Source organism: Caballeronia sp. Lep1P3 (assembly GCF_022879595.1).
Classification (GTDB): Bacteria; Pseudomonadota; Gammaproteobacteria; order Burkholderiales; family Burkholderiaceae; genus Caballeronia.
Genome location: NZ_CP084268.1, coordinates 363,728 through 378,875, shown reverse-complemented (window position 1 = coordinate 378,875; position 15,148 = coordinate 363,728). Strand labels below are relative to the sequence as shown.

The 15,148-nt window shown below is 64.4% G+C and carries 13 protein-coding genes; 2 read left to right on the top strand and 11 right to left on the bottom strand.

All coding sequences use genetic code 11. From position 1 onward, the window contains the following. Window positions 1-23: 23 nt before the first annotated feature. Genes LDZ27_RS26060 through LDZ27_RS26025 form a run of 8 tightly spaced genes read right to left on the bottom strand, consistent with a single transcriptional unit; the run spans window position 24 to window position 9,130 of the window. On the bottom strand, window positions 24-3,524 hold the full coding sequence (locus LDZ27_RS26060) for an indolepyruvate ferredoxin oxidoreductase family protein (RefSeq protein WP_244818166.1): 3,501 nt from the start codon (window positions 3,522-3,524) through the stop codon (window positions 24-26). Next, the gene (locus LDZ27_RS26055; protein ID WP_244818165.1) at window positions 3,521-4,240 is read right to left on the bottom strand and encodes an ABC transporter ATP-binding protein; all 720 of its coding nucleotides are present in this window, start codon (window positions 4,238-4,240) and stop codon (window positions 3,521-3,523) included. The genes LDZ27_RS26060 and LDZ27_RS26055 overlap by 4 nt, the downstream gene beginning before the upstream one ends. After that, complete coding sequence (locus tag LDZ27_RS26050) at window positions 4,237-5,046, bottom strand: ABC transporter ATP-binding protein (RefSeq protein WP_244818164.1); 810 nt, start codon at window positions 5,044-5,046, stop codon at window positions 4,237-4,239. Before LDZ27_RS26050 ends, LDZ27_RS26055 begins: the two co-directional genes overlap by 4 nt. After that, entirely contained in the window at window positions 5,043-5,930 is an 888-nt protein-coding gene (locus tag LDZ27_RS26045; RefSeq protein ID WP_244818163.1) for a branched-chain amino acid ABC transporter permease, read from the bottom strand. Before LDZ27_RS26045 ends, LDZ27_RS26050 begins: the two co-directional genes overlap by 4 nt. Next, window positions 5,923-6,816 (bottom strand): branched-chain amino acid ABC transporter permease, encoded by an 894-nt coding sequence (locus LDZ27_RS26040; protein ID WP_244818162.1) that lies wholly within the window; start codon window positions 6,814-6,816, stop codon window positions 5,923-5,925. Before LDZ27_RS26040 ends, LDZ27_RS26045 begins: the two co-directional genes overlap by 8 nt. Window positions 6,817-6,844: 28 nt before the next feature. Beyond that, the gene (locus LDZ27_RS26035) at window positions 6,845-7,945 is read right to left on the bottom strand and encodes an ABC transporter substrate-binding protein (protein WP_244818161.1); all 1,101 of its coding nucleotides are present in this window, start codon (window positions 7,943-7,945) and stop codon (window positions 6,845-6,847) included. Between the two features lie 48 nt (window positions 7,946-7,993). Then, window positions 7,994-8,767 carry an Asp/Glu racemase gene (locus LDZ27_RS26030; RefSeq protein WP_244818160.1) on the bottom strand — a complete coding sequence of 258 codons (774 nt, stop codon included), beginning with the start codon at window positions 8,765-8,767 and terminating at the stop codon, window positions 7,994-7,996. 15 nt (window positions 8,768-8,782) lie between these two features. After that, entirely contained in the window at window positions 8,783-9,130 is a 348-nt protein-coding gene (locus tag LDZ27_RS26025) for a RidA family protein (protein ID WP_244818159.1), read from the bottom strand. Between the two features lie 266 nt (window positions 9,131-9,396). Here LDZ27_RS26025 and LDZ27_RS26020 point away from each other — a divergent pair, with 266 nt between their 5' ends. Both LDZ27_RS26020 and LDZ27_RS26015 read left to right on the top strand, forming a co-directional pair. Next, the gene (locus LDZ27_RS26020) at window positions 9,397-10,638 is read left to right on the top strand and encodes a D-amino acid dehydrogenase (protein WP_244818158.1); all 1,242 of its coding nucleotides are present in this window, start codon (window positions 9,397-9,399) and stop codon (window positions 10,636-10,638) included. A gap of 60 nt (window positions 10,639-10,698) precedes the next feature. Further along, a complete protein-coding gene (locus LDZ27_RS26015; RefSeq protein WP_244818157.1) occupies window positions 10,699-11,049 on the top strand; it encodes a hypothetical protein in 351 nt (116 codons plus the stop codon). 31 nt (window positions 11,050-11,080) lie between these two features. Here the strand turns inward: LDZ27_RS26015 and LDZ27_RS26010 are convergent, their stop codons facing one another. From LDZ27_RS26010 to LDZ27_RS26000, 3 genes are all read right to left on the bottom strand, one after another. Further along, a complete protein-coding gene (locus LDZ27_RS26010; RefSeq protein WP_244818454.1) occupies window positions 11,081-11,359 on the bottom strand; it encodes a hypothetical protein in 279 nt (92 codons plus the stop codon). A 219-nt stretch (window positions 11,360-11,578) separates the two neighbouring features. Beyond that, complete coding sequence (locus LDZ27_RS26005) at window positions 11,579-13,348, bottom strand: tannase/feruloyl esterase family alpha/beta hydrolase (protein ID WP_244818156.1); 1,770 nt, start codon at window positions 13,346-13,348, stop codon at window positions 11,579-11,581. A gap of 485 nt (window positions 13,349-13,833) precedes the next feature. Then, window positions 13,834-15,144: a sorbosone dehydrogenase family protein gene (locus LDZ27_RS26000; RefSeq protein WP_244818453.1), complete on the bottom strand. Its 1,311-nt coding sequence runs from the start codon at window positions 15,142-15,144 to the stop codon at window positions 13,834-13,836. Window positions 15,145-15,148: the final 4 nt, after the last annotated feature.

Genomic DNA, 15,148 nt, shown 5'->3' with positions numbered 1-15,148 from the left:
CTGTCTTTTAAGTAAGCGACGCTTCACGCCACGCGCTGCAAAGGGATCACTGCGGGCGCACTCAACTGCTCGACGGCCTCGCGCCATTGCGCGTCTATCGCGGCAAAATTACGCGCCTTCACATGCCCATAGCCGCGAATCTTTCCGGCGATGGACGCGGCGCGCAACGCCGCCGCATGATTACGCGCGGTGCCGTGTTCGATGATCGCCGCGATCGTCGCCTCGTAACGGTGAACCAGTTCGCGCTCCATGCGGCGCTCGGCGGTATGGCCGAACGGATCGAAGGGCGTGCCGCGCAGCCGCTTGCACTTCGCGAGCATGCGTAATACCGGCAGCATCCACGCACCGAATTCGCGCTTCTCGGGCTCGCCGGTTCGCGTGTTGCGCCGCGCGATGCCGGGCGGCGCGAGATTGAACGCGATGCGCACCGGCCCGTCGAACTTCGCGTGCAGGCCGTCGATGAATGCGGGCGCGGTCAGTAGCCTGGCGACTTCGTACTCGTCCTTGTACGCGAGCAGGCGGAACAGCGTCTCCGCGACCGCGCGCGACACGCTTTCGCTACGCGCGGACACAGCGCGTTCCCAGCGTCGCACGCGGCCGACGAGCTCGCTGTAACGCGCCGCATACGCCGCGCTCTGATATGCGCTCAGGAATTGCACGCGACGCTCGATCATCTCGTCGAGCGTTGCCGAGCGCCGCGATGACGGCGCGGCATCGGCCATGTCGAACAGGCGTGCGGCAACCGCCGGCGCGCACGCAAAGCGCCGTCCCCACGTGAACGCATCCAGATTGAGCGCGACCGAGGCCCCATTCAGTTCGATGGCCGCCGCAATCGCATCGGCGCCGACCGGGATCAATCCGCGTTGATATGCGAAGCCGAGCATGAACATGTTGCTCGCCATCGTGTCGCCGAAAAGCTGGCGCGCGGTTGCCGTTGCATCGACGAATTCGACGTGACGTTCGCCCACCGCTTCGTTCATCCGCGCGCGCAACTCCGACGCCGGAAACGCGAGATCGGGCTGGCGCGTGAAGTCGCCCGTCATCGCTTCATGCGAATTGACGAGCATGTGCGTGGACGCGCGGCGCGTCATCGCGAGCGTCTTCTGGCTCGCCGCGACGACCATGTCGCAACCGATCACGACATCCGCGCCGCCCGTCGCGATGCGAATGGCCTTGATCGCGGACGGGCTCGCGCCGAAGCGCACATGCGACCACACGGAGCCGCCCTTTTGCGCGAGGCCGGCCATGTCGAGAATGCCGCAGCCCTTGCCTTCGAGATGCGCCGCCATGCCCAGTATCGCGCCGATGGTCACGACACCCGTGCCGCCGACGCCCGTCACGACGATGGAGAACACGCGCGCATCGAGCGACGGCAACACGGGTTCCGTCAACGCGGGGAACACGCTCGCATCGGGCTTGCGCTGCACGCGGCGCAACGCGCCGCCATGCACGGTCACGAAGCTCGGACAGAAGCCTTCATTGCACGAATAGTCCTTGTTGCAGGCGCTCTGATCGATGGCGCGCTTGCGGCCGAACTCGGTTTCGAGCGGAACGAGCGACACGCAATTCGATTTCACGCCGCAATCGCCGCAGCCTTCGCAGACGAGATCGTTGATGAAGAGGCGCTTCGCCGGGTCCGCAAGCTGGCCGCGCTTGCGGCGGCGCCGCTTCTCGGCAGCGCACGTCTGGTCGTAGATCAAGACGCTCACGCCATCGACATCGCGCAACTCGGTCTGCACATCCTGCAATGCCGAGCGATGATGAATCGTCACGCCTTGCGGCCATGCGAGCTCGCGCGGATATTTCGACGGATCGTCGGAGACCACCGCGATGCGCGTCACGCCTTCCGCGCGGACCTGCTGCGCAATCGTAAGCGGGCTGAGTTGTCCATCGTGGCGCTGGCCGCCTGTCATCGCGACGGCATCGTTGAAAAGAATCTTGAACGTGATGCGCGTGCGCGCGGCAATCGCGGCACGCACCGACAGCAGGCCCGAATGAAAGTACGTGCCATCGCCCATGTTCTGGAACATGTGCTCGCGCTTCGAGAACGGCGCTTCGCCCACCCATGTCATGCCTTCGCCGCCCATCTGCGTGTAGCCGAGCGTGTTGCGCTCCATCGTCTGCGCCATCCAGCTACATCCGATGCCCGCGTAAGCCTTGCTGCCTTCGGGCACGACCGTCGACGAGCTATGCGGGCAGCCGCTGCAGAAATAGAAGCTGCGGGAGAGCGGCTCGGGAGCAAATTGCACGCGCCGCAATTCGCGCAGGAACGCGACGCGCTCATCGAGATGTCTATCGTTCGTGAGGCACGCGAGGCGTTCTCCGAGCGCGATCGCAATCTGCACGGAATCCAGCGAGAGTTCCGGCTGAAAGAGCGTGGCGCCGCTTTCGTCCTTCTTGCCGATAACGGCGGGCGCGCGCGGCCTGCCGTAGAGAATGTCCTTGATCTGCGCTTCGAGCAGGCTGCGCTTTTCCTCCACCACCATCAAGAGTTCCTTGCCCTGCGCGAACGCGCGCACGCCTTCCGGTTCGAGCGGCCACACGCAGCCGACCTTGTAGATGGCGACGCCCATTGCTTCGAGCCGGGTTTCGTCGAGGCCGAGATCGTCGATGGCCTGAAGCACGTCGAGATAACTCTTGCCATGCGTGACGATGCCGATGCGCGCGCCCGCGCGCCCCAGCACCGCGCGATCCAGTTCGTTCGCGCGCACGAACGCGCGCACGGCATCGAGCTTGTAGTTGTGCAGCCGATATTCCTGCGCATGAGGCGTATCGGGCTGCCGCAGATTGAGGCCATCGGGCGGCATGGCTGCATCGCCGGGCAGCACCATGTTCACACGCGATGCATCGATCTCGATCACCGCGGACGCATCGGCCGTATCCTTCACGCACTTGAGACCGACCCAGCCGCCCGAATAGCGCGACATCGCCCAGCCATACAAGCCGAAGTCGAGTATTTCCTGCACGCCGCTCGGACTCAGCACCGGAATGGATGCATCGATGAGCGCGAACTCCGATTGATGGCACGTCGTCGATGACTCGCAGGTGTGGTCGTCGCCCATGAGCAAAAGCACGCCGCCATGCTTCGATGTTCCCGCGAGATTCGCGTGGCGAAACGCGTCGCCGCTGCGATCGACGCCCGGTCCCTTGCCGTACCAGATCGAGAACACGCCGTCGTATCTGCCTTCGCCGCCCGCCTCGGCCTGTTGCGAACCCCATACCGCCGTTGCCGCAAGATCCTCGTTCACGCCCGGCACGAAGACGACATGCGCGGCGTCGAGATGCTTCCTCGCCTTGTGCAGTTCCGCATCGTAAGTGCCGAGCGGCGAGCCGCGATAACCCGAGATATAGCCGGCGGTATGCAGACCAGCGGCATCGTCGCGAAGGCGCTGCATCAGCGGCAGCCGCACGAGCGCCTGCACGCCCGTCATGAACACGCGCCCGTGATCGAGCGCGTACTTGTCCTCCAGTGTCACGTTGCGCAAAGCCACGTCGCGTTCCTCGCTTCTTTCGTTCGTCGTCATTGCACGCTGCCGCCAAGATAGAGCCGGCGCATGTCGTCGCTCGCGAGCAGATCGGCGGCGTCGCCTTCGAGGGCGACCTGTCCCATCGAAAGCACATACGCGCGATTCGAAATGCGCAGCGCCTGCGCCGCGTTCTGTTCCACCATCAACACGCCGACGCGCTCGGTGTCGCGCAGGCGCACGATGGCGTCGAACACTTCGGACAGCATGCGCGGCGACAATCCCGCCGATGGCTCGTCGAGCAGAAGAAAGCGCGGACGCGGCATCAACGCGCGCGCAAGCGACAAAATCTGCCGCTCGCCGCCCGAAAGACTCGCGGCGCGCGCGCTGCGTTTGGTCTTTAATATCGGATAGCTCGCATAGAGTTCGTCGAGCCTTGCATGGCGTTCGCGCTCCGGCATGAACTGCCCGCCGAGCGCCAAGTTTTCCCACACGGACAGCGCGCCGAACACGTTGTCCGTCTGCGGCACGAAGCCGATGCGATGCGCGCGAATCTTGCGATGCACGCTCACCTGTCCCACGTCGATGCCGTCGAGTTGAACCGCGCCGCTCTTCGGCATCAGAAAGCCCGCGACCGTCTTGAGCAACGTGGATTTGCCGCAGCCGTTCGGCCCGAGAATCGTGACGATCTCCAGCTCCTTCGCGGCGAGTGAGACGCCGCGCAGGATGTCGACATCGCGCGAATAGCCGGCGACGACGTTGCTGACCGTAATCATGCCGTCGCTCCCAGTGTTCCGGTCGCGCGCAGCGGCGCGGCAGCGGCCTTCGTCGCGCGCCCGAGATACGCTTCGACGACGCCTTCGTGATGCTCCAGCTCCGATGGCCGGCAATCCGCCACGGTGCGCCCGCGATCGAGCACGATGCAGCGTGCGCACGTCTCGGCGACGAAATGCATGTCGTGCTCCACGACGACGAGCGTGACGCCGCGCTCGTTGATGCCGCGCAGCACGCGCATGAGTTCGGCGCGCAAATTCGGATGCACGCCCGCCATCGGTTCATCGAGCAGAAGCAGCGACGGCTCGCCCATCAGCGCGCATGCAATGCCGAGCAGTTTCTTCTGCCCGCCCGATATCGATGCAGCAGGAAGATGCGCGACCTTGTCGAGCAGCAGTTCATCGAGCAACTGCCGCGCACGTTCACGCGTTTGCGCTTCGATGCGCGTCGTGCGCGCGGACGGCAGCAGCGTCGCGAAGAGGCCGTGACGTTGCGTCGACGCGGCCATCAGCACTTCGCCGACGGTCATGCGCGCGGGCATCGACGGCAACTGGAAGGTTCGCCTCACTCCGCGCGCGGCGACCTCGTGAGGCGCACGCGCATCGACGCGCTCGCCGTGCAACTCGATGCTGCCGCGCTCGATCGGGCAATAACCCGTGATCGCATTGAGCACCGTGCTCTTGCCGCATCCGTTCGGTCCGAGCAGGCCGACGAATTCACCGCTTAGGATGTCGAACGATAGTCCGGTGAGAACGTGATTGCCGCCGAACGACTTGTGCACGTCCTGCAGCTTCAACACGACGCTCATGTCGTCCTCCGGATTCGCTCGGGCAACAGGCCGCCCGGCCGCAGCAGCAGACAGGCGAGCAGAATGCAGCCGATTGCGCCGAGCCGCACCGCACCCGCGACATCCGTGCCGATGTCGATGTAATCCTTCGCGAAGGGCACCGCGCTATAGATCGCCTCGACGAGCAGCGCGCCCAGCACCACGCCCGCGTTGTTGCCGAGTCCGCCGATCATCACCATCGTCCAGACGGCGAAGGTCTCGGACGCGAGCATGAAGTCCGGCCCGACGAAGCTCATGTACAGCGCGAGCAGCGAGCCGCCTGTGGAGGCAATGGCGGCGGCGGTCATCGTCGCGGTGATCTTCATCGGCACGAGCCGATAGCCGAGGCTTTGCGCAAGCGCGGGTTCTTCGCGCATGAGGCGCAGCGCGCGCCCGTAGCGCCCGCGCGCGAGCCGCGTGCATATGGCGAATGCCGCCGCCAGCAACAGGAGCGCCAGCACGAAGAACGCGACGTCGCCGCGCGCGCCGGTGAGCCGCGTGAACAACGGCGCGATGCCGCCGATGCCTTGTGCGCCGCCCGTGAGCCAGCCTTCGTTCAGCGCAATGGTGCGGATCAGTTCGGCAATCGCGAGCGTGGCGATCGCCCAGTAATCGGAGGCGAGATCGCGCCCGAGCCGCGCCATCACGAAGCCGACGAACATCGCCACCGCCATGCCCGCGACGATGCCCGCGATCCACGGCCATCCCGACGACGACGCGATGCCCGTTGCATAAGCGCCGATGCCGACGAACGCGACGAAGCCGAAGTTGAGCAGGCCCGCGAAGCCCGCCTGCAAGTTGAGGCCGAGCGCCATCAACGCATAGATGCACGCGAGCGTCGCGACGTGCAGCAGGAAGCTAGACACGGCGAACCTCCCGGTCGAAGAGTCCGTAAGGCCGCAGCAGCAGCGCCGCGAGCAGGATCACGAACGACGCCGCGCCCACGTAGCTGACGGGCAGATACACGCCAGAACGCCCCATCATCCAGCCGAAATCGATGTTGGTCGCGAGCGTTTCGGCAAGCGCGATCAGAAGCGCACCCGCTGCCGCGCCGAGCGGATTGCCGAGTCCGCCGAGTATGGCCGCGGCGAACACGGGCAGCAGCAGGTTCGTGCCGAGATCGACGTGCACGTTCTCCGTCAGCCCGAGCATGGTGCCGCCGAGCGCGGCGAGCGCGCCACTCAGGAACGAGATGCCGTTGAGCACGCGCGCGCCGTCCACGCCCGTTGCGGCGGCGAGCGCCGGATTGCTCGCCATCGCGCGCATGGAGCGGCCCACGCCGGTTTTGAACAGCAGCAGCGCGAGCAAGGCCACGCAGCCGAAGCCGCATGCGATGGATGTGATCTGATCGACGGAGATCATCGTCGAGCCGAGTTGCAACGGCGCGGAGAGCGCCGTCGAATAGCGCAACGGACGCGAACCCGCGATGCCGAGGACCACGGCAATGAGGATCATCGACACGGCAAGCGATCCGACCATCGCAATCGAGCTGCCCGAGCGCAAAAGTCGCCGAAACACGAACACGTTGAGCGCGACGGCGAGGCAGCCGGTCGCCGCGCACGATACGGCGAGCGCCGCCACGAAGGGCACGCCCGCCTTCGTCATGGCGAGCGTGACGAAGGCGCCGGTCATCGCGTATTGAACGTGCGCGACGTTCGGAAAGCGCACGAGCGAATAGACTACCGACAGCCCGACCGCGACGAGCATGATGTCCGACGCGCGAATGAGAAGATCGATGACGAACTGCAGCATGACGTTCTCCCGGCGATGACGCGCGGCGTCAGCGTGCGACGACCGTCGTTTCGAACTTCACCTTGTCGTAGGGCTGGTCCTTGCGCTGACCGTCGGCATCGAACGCGATGGTGCCGGTCGCGCCCTGGTACGTGCCCATCTGATGCAGCGCCGCGCGTATCTTCGCGGGGTCCGCCGCGCCCGCCTTGTTGATGGCCGATGCCGCGACCATCACGCCGTCGTACACGTATGCGCCGAACGCGGACTTGGGCGCTTCCTTGTACTTCTGCTGATACGCCTGCTGATACGACTTGCCCGCATCGCCGATGGATGCGACCTCCAGCCCTTCCTGCCCGCGCGCCGCCTGCGCGACGGTATCGCTCGTGCACATCGTCAGATAGATGCCGTACCACTTCGCCTTGTTCAGCCCGAGTTCGTAGGCTTCGCGATTGATGGTCGCCGCCTCCTGGCCGTATGCGCTGTAGACGTAGGCCTGCGGATCTGTCTTCGACATCTGCTGCAATTCCCGGCGATAGGTCGACTGCCCTTCGGTGTACATGACGATCGACGTCACCTTGCCGCCGAGCGATTCGAAGCGTCGCTTGAATTCGGGCGCGACGCCTTGTCCATACGAATTGTTCGGCGCGATGAACGCGACGTTGCGCAGGTTCTGCGCGTAGAGATCGTCGGCGGCGAAGCGCGCGGAGAGGTCGTCGAGGCCGATCACGCTGAACGAACCATCGCCGAGCTTGCGGATCGCCGGACTCGACGAACCGACATTCAAATGAACATCGCCTTGCTGCACGACGTATTGCGCAATCGGGATCGTGATGCCGGACGAGAACTCGCCCAGCACGACCGGCACCTTGTTCACCGAAACGAGCTTGCGCGCCGCGCTCAGCGCCGTGGGCGCGCTGCCGCCCGAATCTTCCACGATCACCTTCAGCTTGCCGCCGAGCACGCCGCCGTGCGCGTTGACCTGTTCGACGGCGAGTTCCGCGCCGCGCCGCTGATCCTCACCGACCGACGCGCTCGCGCCCGTCAACGGCAGAATCGCGCCGATGGACACGGTCTGCGCGAACGCCGCGCTCGCCGTCGTGAGCAACACGCTTGCCGCGAAACCGGCACCGAGCACTTTCGCTATTTTCATAGTGGCATCTCCAGACGTGGGACTGCACGATCAATGCGAGGGTTCTGGCTAAACGGTGTAGAGGCGGCCGAACTGCGGCATCGCGTCCGCGACGCCCGCAAGACGCAATGCATGCCAGGCCATCGCGTGATTGCTGGACAGCACCGGCTTGCCGAGTTCCGCTTCGATGGCGAGCACATCGTCGACGAGACGCAACGACGTGCACGATACGAAGACGGCGCCCACATCGTCGTGACGGCCGAGTTCGAGAATCGCGCTGCGCACCGAAGCGGCATCGATGCGCGCGACTTCGTTGTCGTCGGCATGTTCGAACGAGCCCATTCTCACGACGTCCACGCCGCGCGCGCCGAGATACTCGCGCATCGACTCGTTGATGTGGCGCACATACGGCGTGAGCAGCGCGATCCGCTCGGCGCCCAGCGCATGTATGCCGATGCGCGCAGCGGTGATCGGCGTCGTGCACGCAACGCCCGGCCGCGCTTCGCGAATGCGTTCGCACACACGCTCCTCGCCGAGCACCATCGACGCGGACGTGCAGCCGAACGCCACCACGTCGAGCCGCTGGCCGGGGCGAATCAGCGCGACGCCGGGCGCGATCAGGCCATCCATTTGCGCGAGCGTTTCCGGCGTGATCTCGGCGGAATTGGCGATGCGGCTCTCGTAGAACGCGACGCCATCGGCTGCAAGCAGCTTGCGCCATTCGTATTCGATCGTGTGGTCCGTCGCGAGCACGACGAGGCCGATCGCGGCGCGGCGCGCAATGCCTTCGTCGAGCGAGAAGCCTAACCGCACGTATGGGAAAAGCGTGTCGGGTGCGTTCATGTCGATGTCTCCGGCCTACACCGCGACGATGACCGCGATTTCCACCGTGTATTGCGGGAACGCGAGCTTCGATTCGACGCACGCGCGCGCCGGCGTGTGGCCTTCGGGCACCCACGCGTCCCAGACCTCGTTCATCTCGGCGAACGTGGTGTAGTCCGCGAGCCAGATGTTCGCGGACAGAATGCGCGTCTTGTCGGCGCCGATCTGTTCGAGAAGGCGGTCGATCTTCGCGAGAATCTGCGTCGTCTGACCCTTGACGTCGGCGTTCGTATCGTCGGCCACTTGCCCGGCGAGAAAGCCGAAACCGTTGTGCACGACTGCCTGGCTCATCCGCTTGCCGCTTTCGAAACGCTGAATCTGCATGACTTCTCCTGTGACGGCGACGCGCGCGCCGCGCGCCTCGCGAATGTTCGGGAAACCGGCCAAGTCTCGACAACAGTGTCGACACTATCAGAACAAAATTGACGGCTGCAAGTACTCGTTTTCTCGGGCCGCCGAAATGCCGAAATTTGCTGATAGGACCTGCGTTGAGGGCTTATATTCTGCAACGGGCTTGCCGGCGTTTTCTTTTCTATCTACATTGGTGTAGACAGTTTTCAGCGGTTGCGTGCCATCCGAGGGAGTAAAACGTGAAGGTAATCGTGCTCGGCGCGGGCGTGGTCGGCGTGACCACCGCGTATCAATTGCAAAAAGACGGTCATGATGTCGTCGTGATCGAGCGGCAGCCCGTGGCCGCCGCCGAGACAAGCTGGGGCAACGCGGGCATGGTCGCGCCCGGTCATTCGTTCGTGTGGTCATCGCCCAAGGCGCCGATGACGCTACTCAAGTCCATCGTCATGAAGGATCAGGCGCTGCGTTTCAGATTTTCGTCCGATCCGCGGCTTTATGCATGGTCGTGGCGCTTTCTGATGGAATGCACCGTCGAGAAAGCGCGGCGCAATACGCTGCTCAAGCATCGGCTGGCGGCGTATTCGCAAAGCGTGCTGCAGCAGATGCTCGCCGAGGAAAGCGTCGACTATGACCGCAACGATCGCGGCATCCTGTACTTTCATCGCAGTCAGGAATCGCTCGATCGCGGCATCGCACAAATGAAGCTGCTCGAATCCGATGGACAAGCCATCCGCGTGCTGGACCGCGAACAGGTGGTGGCGGTCGATCCGTCGCTCGCGAGCGTGAAGGAAAAGATCGCCGGCGCGATCCACTGCCCGACCGACGAAACCGGCGACCCCGCGAAGTTCACGCGCGCGCTCGCCGAGAAGGTCGCGGCGCGCGGCGGCAGGTTAATGACGGATACGCTCGTGGAGGGCTTTCAGACAGCGGGCAACGACATCACGGGCGTCGTGACCAATCGCGGCATCGTGAGCGGCGACGCGTATGTGCTCGCGCTCGGCACATGGAGCCCGAAGGTGGCGGAAAAAATCGGCATTCACCTGCCTATCTATCCAATCAAAGGCTATTCGCTGACGATACCCATCGGCGATCACAAGGCGCCGCCGCGCGTCGCCGCCGTGGACGAGCATAACCTCGTGGCGGTCTCGCGCTTCGGCGATCGCATTCGCGTGACGGCAACGGCGGAATTCGCGGGCTATGACACGTCGCACAAACCGTCGGACTTCGCGTTCATGAAGCGCGTGACGCAGGAGCTTTATCCCGATGGCGCGGATTACGACCGCGCGCAGATGTGGGCCGGCCTGCGCCCGATGACGCCCACCAACCTGCCGTTCTTCGGACGAAAGAAGTACCGCAATCTCTTTCTGAATACGGGGCATGGTCATATCGGCTGGACCATGTCGCATGGATCGGCGCGCATCACGGCCGATCTCATCGCCGGGAAGTCGCCGGCCATCCCGATGGATGGCCTGCTGGCCTAGCACCATCCTGGCAGGCCTGACATGCGTCGTCGAAACAGGTGGACATTTCAGGAGACAACCATGGCTGGCGTAGGAAGCGAAAAGGTATTCGAGAACGACAAGGTCATCGTATGGAACTTCGTGCTCGAACCGGGCGAGGAGACGCCCGTTCATACGCACGAGCATTCGTACATGTGGTACGCGATAGAAGGCGCGCCGCTGCATATCTACGACAAGGACGGCGCCGATCTCGGCATCTTCGAGGTGCCGACGGGCGCGGTCTATTCGCTCAAGTGCGAGGGCGGCTATCTGGAAGTGCTGTCGGAGATCGGCAAGGGCGCGCGCGTGCCCGCCACGCACAAGGCGCGCAATGACGGCACGAAGGCGTATCGCGAAGTGCTCGTCGAATACAAGGACGGAATGCCGGCCTGATCGCAGCGCGTGGCCGGCTGGCGATGCATCGCTAGTCGGCCTGGCCGGAAGCGGGAAGATCGCTGAAGAGGTCGGGCGTGCCTTCGCCCGGCAAAGGCCTTGCTTGCAGCTTCCCGCCGCGCACTTCTTCGAGCAGTTGCGGCGGCAACCAGATGTCCTCCATCGCGCCGATGCCGCGCTCGATCATCTGCTGCAGGAAAAAAGATTGTTTGCGTCCCGTTACTTCCGCCAGTAGCCGCAACCTCTGCTCGATTGCAGGCTCGACCCGTACCGCGACCACCTTCAGCTTGTTTTCGGCGGTCCTTCTCACTTTCTGCTCCCTGTCATTGCGCCGCGACGTCCGCGTGTAGAGCGGTGCTTCTACCATGAAGGAGAGGTCGGGGCAATGGTTTTTCGGCGCGCCCGAAGGTCGCGCGATGCCGGGCTTAAGTGCGCCGGCGCGTCAGACGCAAAAAAACCGCGCAACGTCATGCACTGACGTTGCGCGGCACAACACCCGCTTGGAGCCGTATCCTTCGACGATCGCCGCTTACGGCGCCGCCACGCCCTGCGTCTTGTGCGCGTAGGGCGAGTAGAAGCTCGCGCCCGCCCAGGCCGGCGCCGCAGCCGTGTAAATCGGCGCGCCTTGCGTGAAGCTCGCGCCATCGTGCCAGTCGCCGGAACCGGTGAACTTCGCGATCGCCGGGTACGGATACACCGGACGCGTTGCCGTCACCTTCGCGTTCGAATCGGTCTGATACGTCATCACCGCGTTCGGCGCCGAGCCGTGTTCCACCCAGCCGGTGATCTGCGTCACGAGATCGATGTTCGGGAAGCCCTCGCCGCCGCCGCAGTGACCGACGCCCGGCACCAGATAAAGGCGCGAGAACTCGCTGGCGCTGGCTTCGCCCATCGTGTTCTGCACCGCCTGATAGTAGGCGATCGTGTAGAGCGGCGAGATGTGCTGATCCGCCCAGCCGTGCCACAGGATCAACTTGCCGCCCGCCTTCTTGAACGCGGAAAGATCGGGATCGGTCGCGTCGTTGAGCGGATGATTCGCCTGCAGATAGTTCGGATAGAAGCTCGCGTCGCGGTAGCCGAAGGTGTCGATGTTCGGCATCGTCGGCGATCCGGTGAAGATGAGGTTGTACGCGCCCGTCACGATCGTGTAGCTGAAGAGGCTCGTGACGGCCACCGGCGCATCCGTCGAGTTCGACGTCGGCAATTCCACGCCCGGCCAGTTGATTTCCGAGCCGTATTGCGGCGAACCGCCGAGGATGCGCTCGCCGGTGGTCGCATCGGTCGGGCCGGTATAGATCTTCGTGGCGGTCGCGACTTCAGCGGCCGTGAGGCAATTGCTCGTATCCGATGCGCTCGCCGGACATTGAATCGTGGCCGGATCGAAGTGGCACGCGCGCGGATCGACGATGAACCCGTCCGCCGCGCCCGACTGATTGCCGCACGCCGCAACCACCGCCTTATGCAGCACTTGAGCCTTGTCCGCGTACAGCACGGCCTTGCCTGCGCTCGTGCCCGTCGTGCTGTTCGAGATCACGCTCCAGCCGTGATACAGCGAGTTCTGAATCTGGAAGTGTGCAGCCGGCGCGCCCGCGACGATGCCGTTGTAATCCGCCGGATAACGCTGCGCGGCCATCAGCGCCTCGCGTCCGCCATCCGAGCAGCCGACGAAGTACGCGTACTTCTGCGCCTGTCCGTAGTACGTCTGGATCAGCTTCTTCGCGGCGAGCGTCGTGATGTGTTGCCCGCGATAAGCGAAATCGGCCTGTTTTTGCGGGTCCGATGTCCATGCCGAACCGTTCCCGGAGTGGCCCATGTCGGTCGCGGCCGTGACGAAACCGCCCTGCTGCACGAGCGGGCACGTATAGCTGAAACTGAACGATGTCTGCTTGGTCGGATCGCTGAGATTGCCGCACAAGCCGCCGCAGCCGAGTTCGGCGAAGCGCTGCGTCCATGAATCGACGGGCAGCGCGACTTCGAACGTGTTCGAAGGCGCGAGCGTGCCTTTCACGGTGCAGAAGTTGACGGTCGCGCCATTGACGGTTGCAGCCGTGACCGTGGCTGAACTGATCGAACTGCCTGCACCGCCGATGTCGGTGATGTCGAGCGAAGCGAGCTTCGAACAATCGACGACCGGCTTCACCACCGATAGCGGCGCACTGCTGCCGCTCGACGCATTGTTGCTGCTTCCGCCACACGCGGCGAGCGTCGCGGCGGTCATGCATGCCGCGAGCAGCGTCATAAACGAAGCCGCTTTCGCGCGCGCCCGCGCGAGCCGCCCAAACCATGTCGTTGCGCTCATGTTATCTCCGTGATGATTTGCTTCGTTGTCCGTATCAGTCTATACAGCGCCTTGAATCACAATCGATGGATGATGCCGTATGACGCCGCGGCGATGCCCGCGCTCGGCCGCCTCATTGCAGGTACCGCGCCCATCGTGTCTGCGATGAGTCGTCGCTGAAGGCTTGCTGCCGGTGACTAAAACTACGCTCGCCCGGTCGCTAAAAAAGATCGGGTTAACCAGTGGGTTGATGGCGCGAGCCGCGTGCCGCGCAATGCTGCGGCCACTGGCAGGCCATTGCGGACAAGGACTTTGCGGATGCTGCCGGGTGGCTGGGCCGAAAGAACAGCGGCACGCACGATGAAACGCCGATAAACAAATTAGATGGCGGCGTGCCGTGTTTTGTATTGATGAGGGACGGTGCTTACCGCAGACATACGCTGACGAACAGTCAGCCGCGCTCGACAAAACCTCGTCGAACGCGGCTGGCTTCGATCATACGAAAATCAACTGCCGGCTTTGGTCACGCGCCAGACTGCGTTGCCGGCATCGTCGGCGATGATGAGCGCGCCGTCGCGATCTTGCGCGAGTCCGACGGGCGCGCCGCGCAACTGCTTTTCGTCGTCGGAAACGAACCCGGTGACGACAGGCTTGGGCGCGCCGACCGGCTTGCCGTTCTCGAACGCGACATAAACGACCGCGTAGCCCGCGAGCGGCGAGCGGTCCCAACTGCCATGCTCGCCGATGAACGCGCCGCCGCGATACTGCGCCGGCAGGTTCTCGCCCGTGTAGAACATGAGGCCGAGCGGCGCGACGTGCGAGCCGATCGCGTAGTCGGGCTTCAGCGCCTTCGCGACGAGATCGGGCCGCTGCTGATGCACGCGTTCATCGACATGCTGTCCGTAATAGCTATACGGCCAGCCGTAGAAGCCATGTTCCTGAACCGAGGTCAGATAGTCGGGAACGAGATCGGCGCCGATCTCGTCGCGTTCGTTCGCAACCGTCCAGAGCTTGCCCGTCTTCGGTTCCCATTGCAGGCCCGTCGGATTGCGAATGCCGTCGGCGAAGACGCGGCTCGCGCCCGTCGCGACGTCGACTTCGAGCACGGCCGCGCGCCGGTATTCCACTTCGAGACCGTTCTCGCCGACGTTGCTGTTCGAGCCGACGCCGACGTACAGCTTCTTTCCGTCGGGGCTGGCGAGCAGCGCCTTCGTCCAGTGATGGTTGATCGTGCTCGGCAGATCGGCGAGTTCGACGCCCGGCCCAGCGATGCTCGTCGCGCCCGCCGTATAGGGGAATTCAAGGATCGCGTCCGTATCGGCGACATAGAGCGTGTTGCCGATCAGCTGCATGCCGAACGGCGAATGCAGATGGTCGATGAACACATGCTTCTCCCACTCGCCGCTGCCGTCCGCGCGCCGCCGCAAGAGCGTGATGCGGTTGCCGCCTTTCGCTTCCTTCCCCGAGCGGCTTTGCACCAAGCCCGCGACGAGTTGCTTCGGCGTCGTTACCGGCTCCTCCTGCGGGCTGCTGGATTCCGCCACGAGGATGTCGCCGTTGGGCAGCGCGTAGACCTGACGCGGATGCGCGAGCCCCGACGCGATCCCTTCGATCTTCAGCCCGTCGGCGACCTTCGGTGTCTCGCCGCTCTTCCAGCCGACGTGCTTCGGCACCTGCATCGGCGGCGTGAAGAAGCTGCGCGGGCTCGGCAGCGGCGGATTCGCGCCCGCCTGATGCTGGGCGTCGTAGGACGCCTGCTCGTGGTGGCAACCGCTGATGCACGCGGCGACCGCCATCGAAATGACGCTGGTCAACATGAGT

Bases quoted from the DNA above. Each gene is read 5' to 3' on its own strand.
- LDZ27_RS26060 (WP_244818166.1), bottom strand. From the start codon at position 3,524: ATGACGACGAACGAAAGAAGCGAGGAACGCGACGTGGCTTTGCGCAAC.
- LDZ27_RS26055 (WP_244818165.1), bottom strand. From the start codon at position 4,240: ATGATTACGGTCAGCAACGTCGTCGCCGGCTATTCGCGCGATGTCGAC.
- LDZ27_RS26050 (WP_244818164.1), bottom strand. From the start codon at position 5,046: ATGAGCGTCGTGTTGAAGCTGCAGGACGTGCACAAGTCGTTCGGCGGC.
- LDZ27_RS26040 (WP_244818162.1), bottom strand. From the start codon at position 6,816: ATGCTGCAGTTCGTCATCGATCTTCTCATTCGCGCGTCGGACATCATG.
- LDZ27_RS26035 (WP_244818161.1), bottom strand. From the start codon at position 7,945: ATGAAAATAGCGAAAGTGCTCGGTGCCGGTTTCGCGGCAAGCGTGTTG.
- LDZ27_RS26030 (WP_244818160.1), bottom strand. From the start codon at position 8,767: ATGAACGCACCCGACACGCTTTTCCCATACGTGCGGTTAGGCTTCTCG.
- LDZ27_RS26025 (WP_244818159.1), bottom strand. From the start codon at position 9,130: ATGCAGATTCAGCGTTTCGAAAGCGGCAAGCGGATGAGCCAGGCAGTC.
- LDZ27_RS26015 (WP_244818157.1), top strand. From the start codon at position 10,699: ATGGCTGGCGTAGGAAGCGAAAAGGTATTCGAGAACGACAAGGTCATC.
- LDZ27_RS26005 (WP_244818156.1), bottom strand. From the start codon at position 13,348: ATGAGCGCAACGACATGGTTTGGGCGGCTCGCGCGGGCGCGCGCGAAA.
- LDZ27_RS26000 (WP_244818453.1), bottom strand. From the start codon at position 15,144: ATGTTGACCAGCGTCATTTCGATGGCGGTCGCCGCGTGCATCAGCGGT.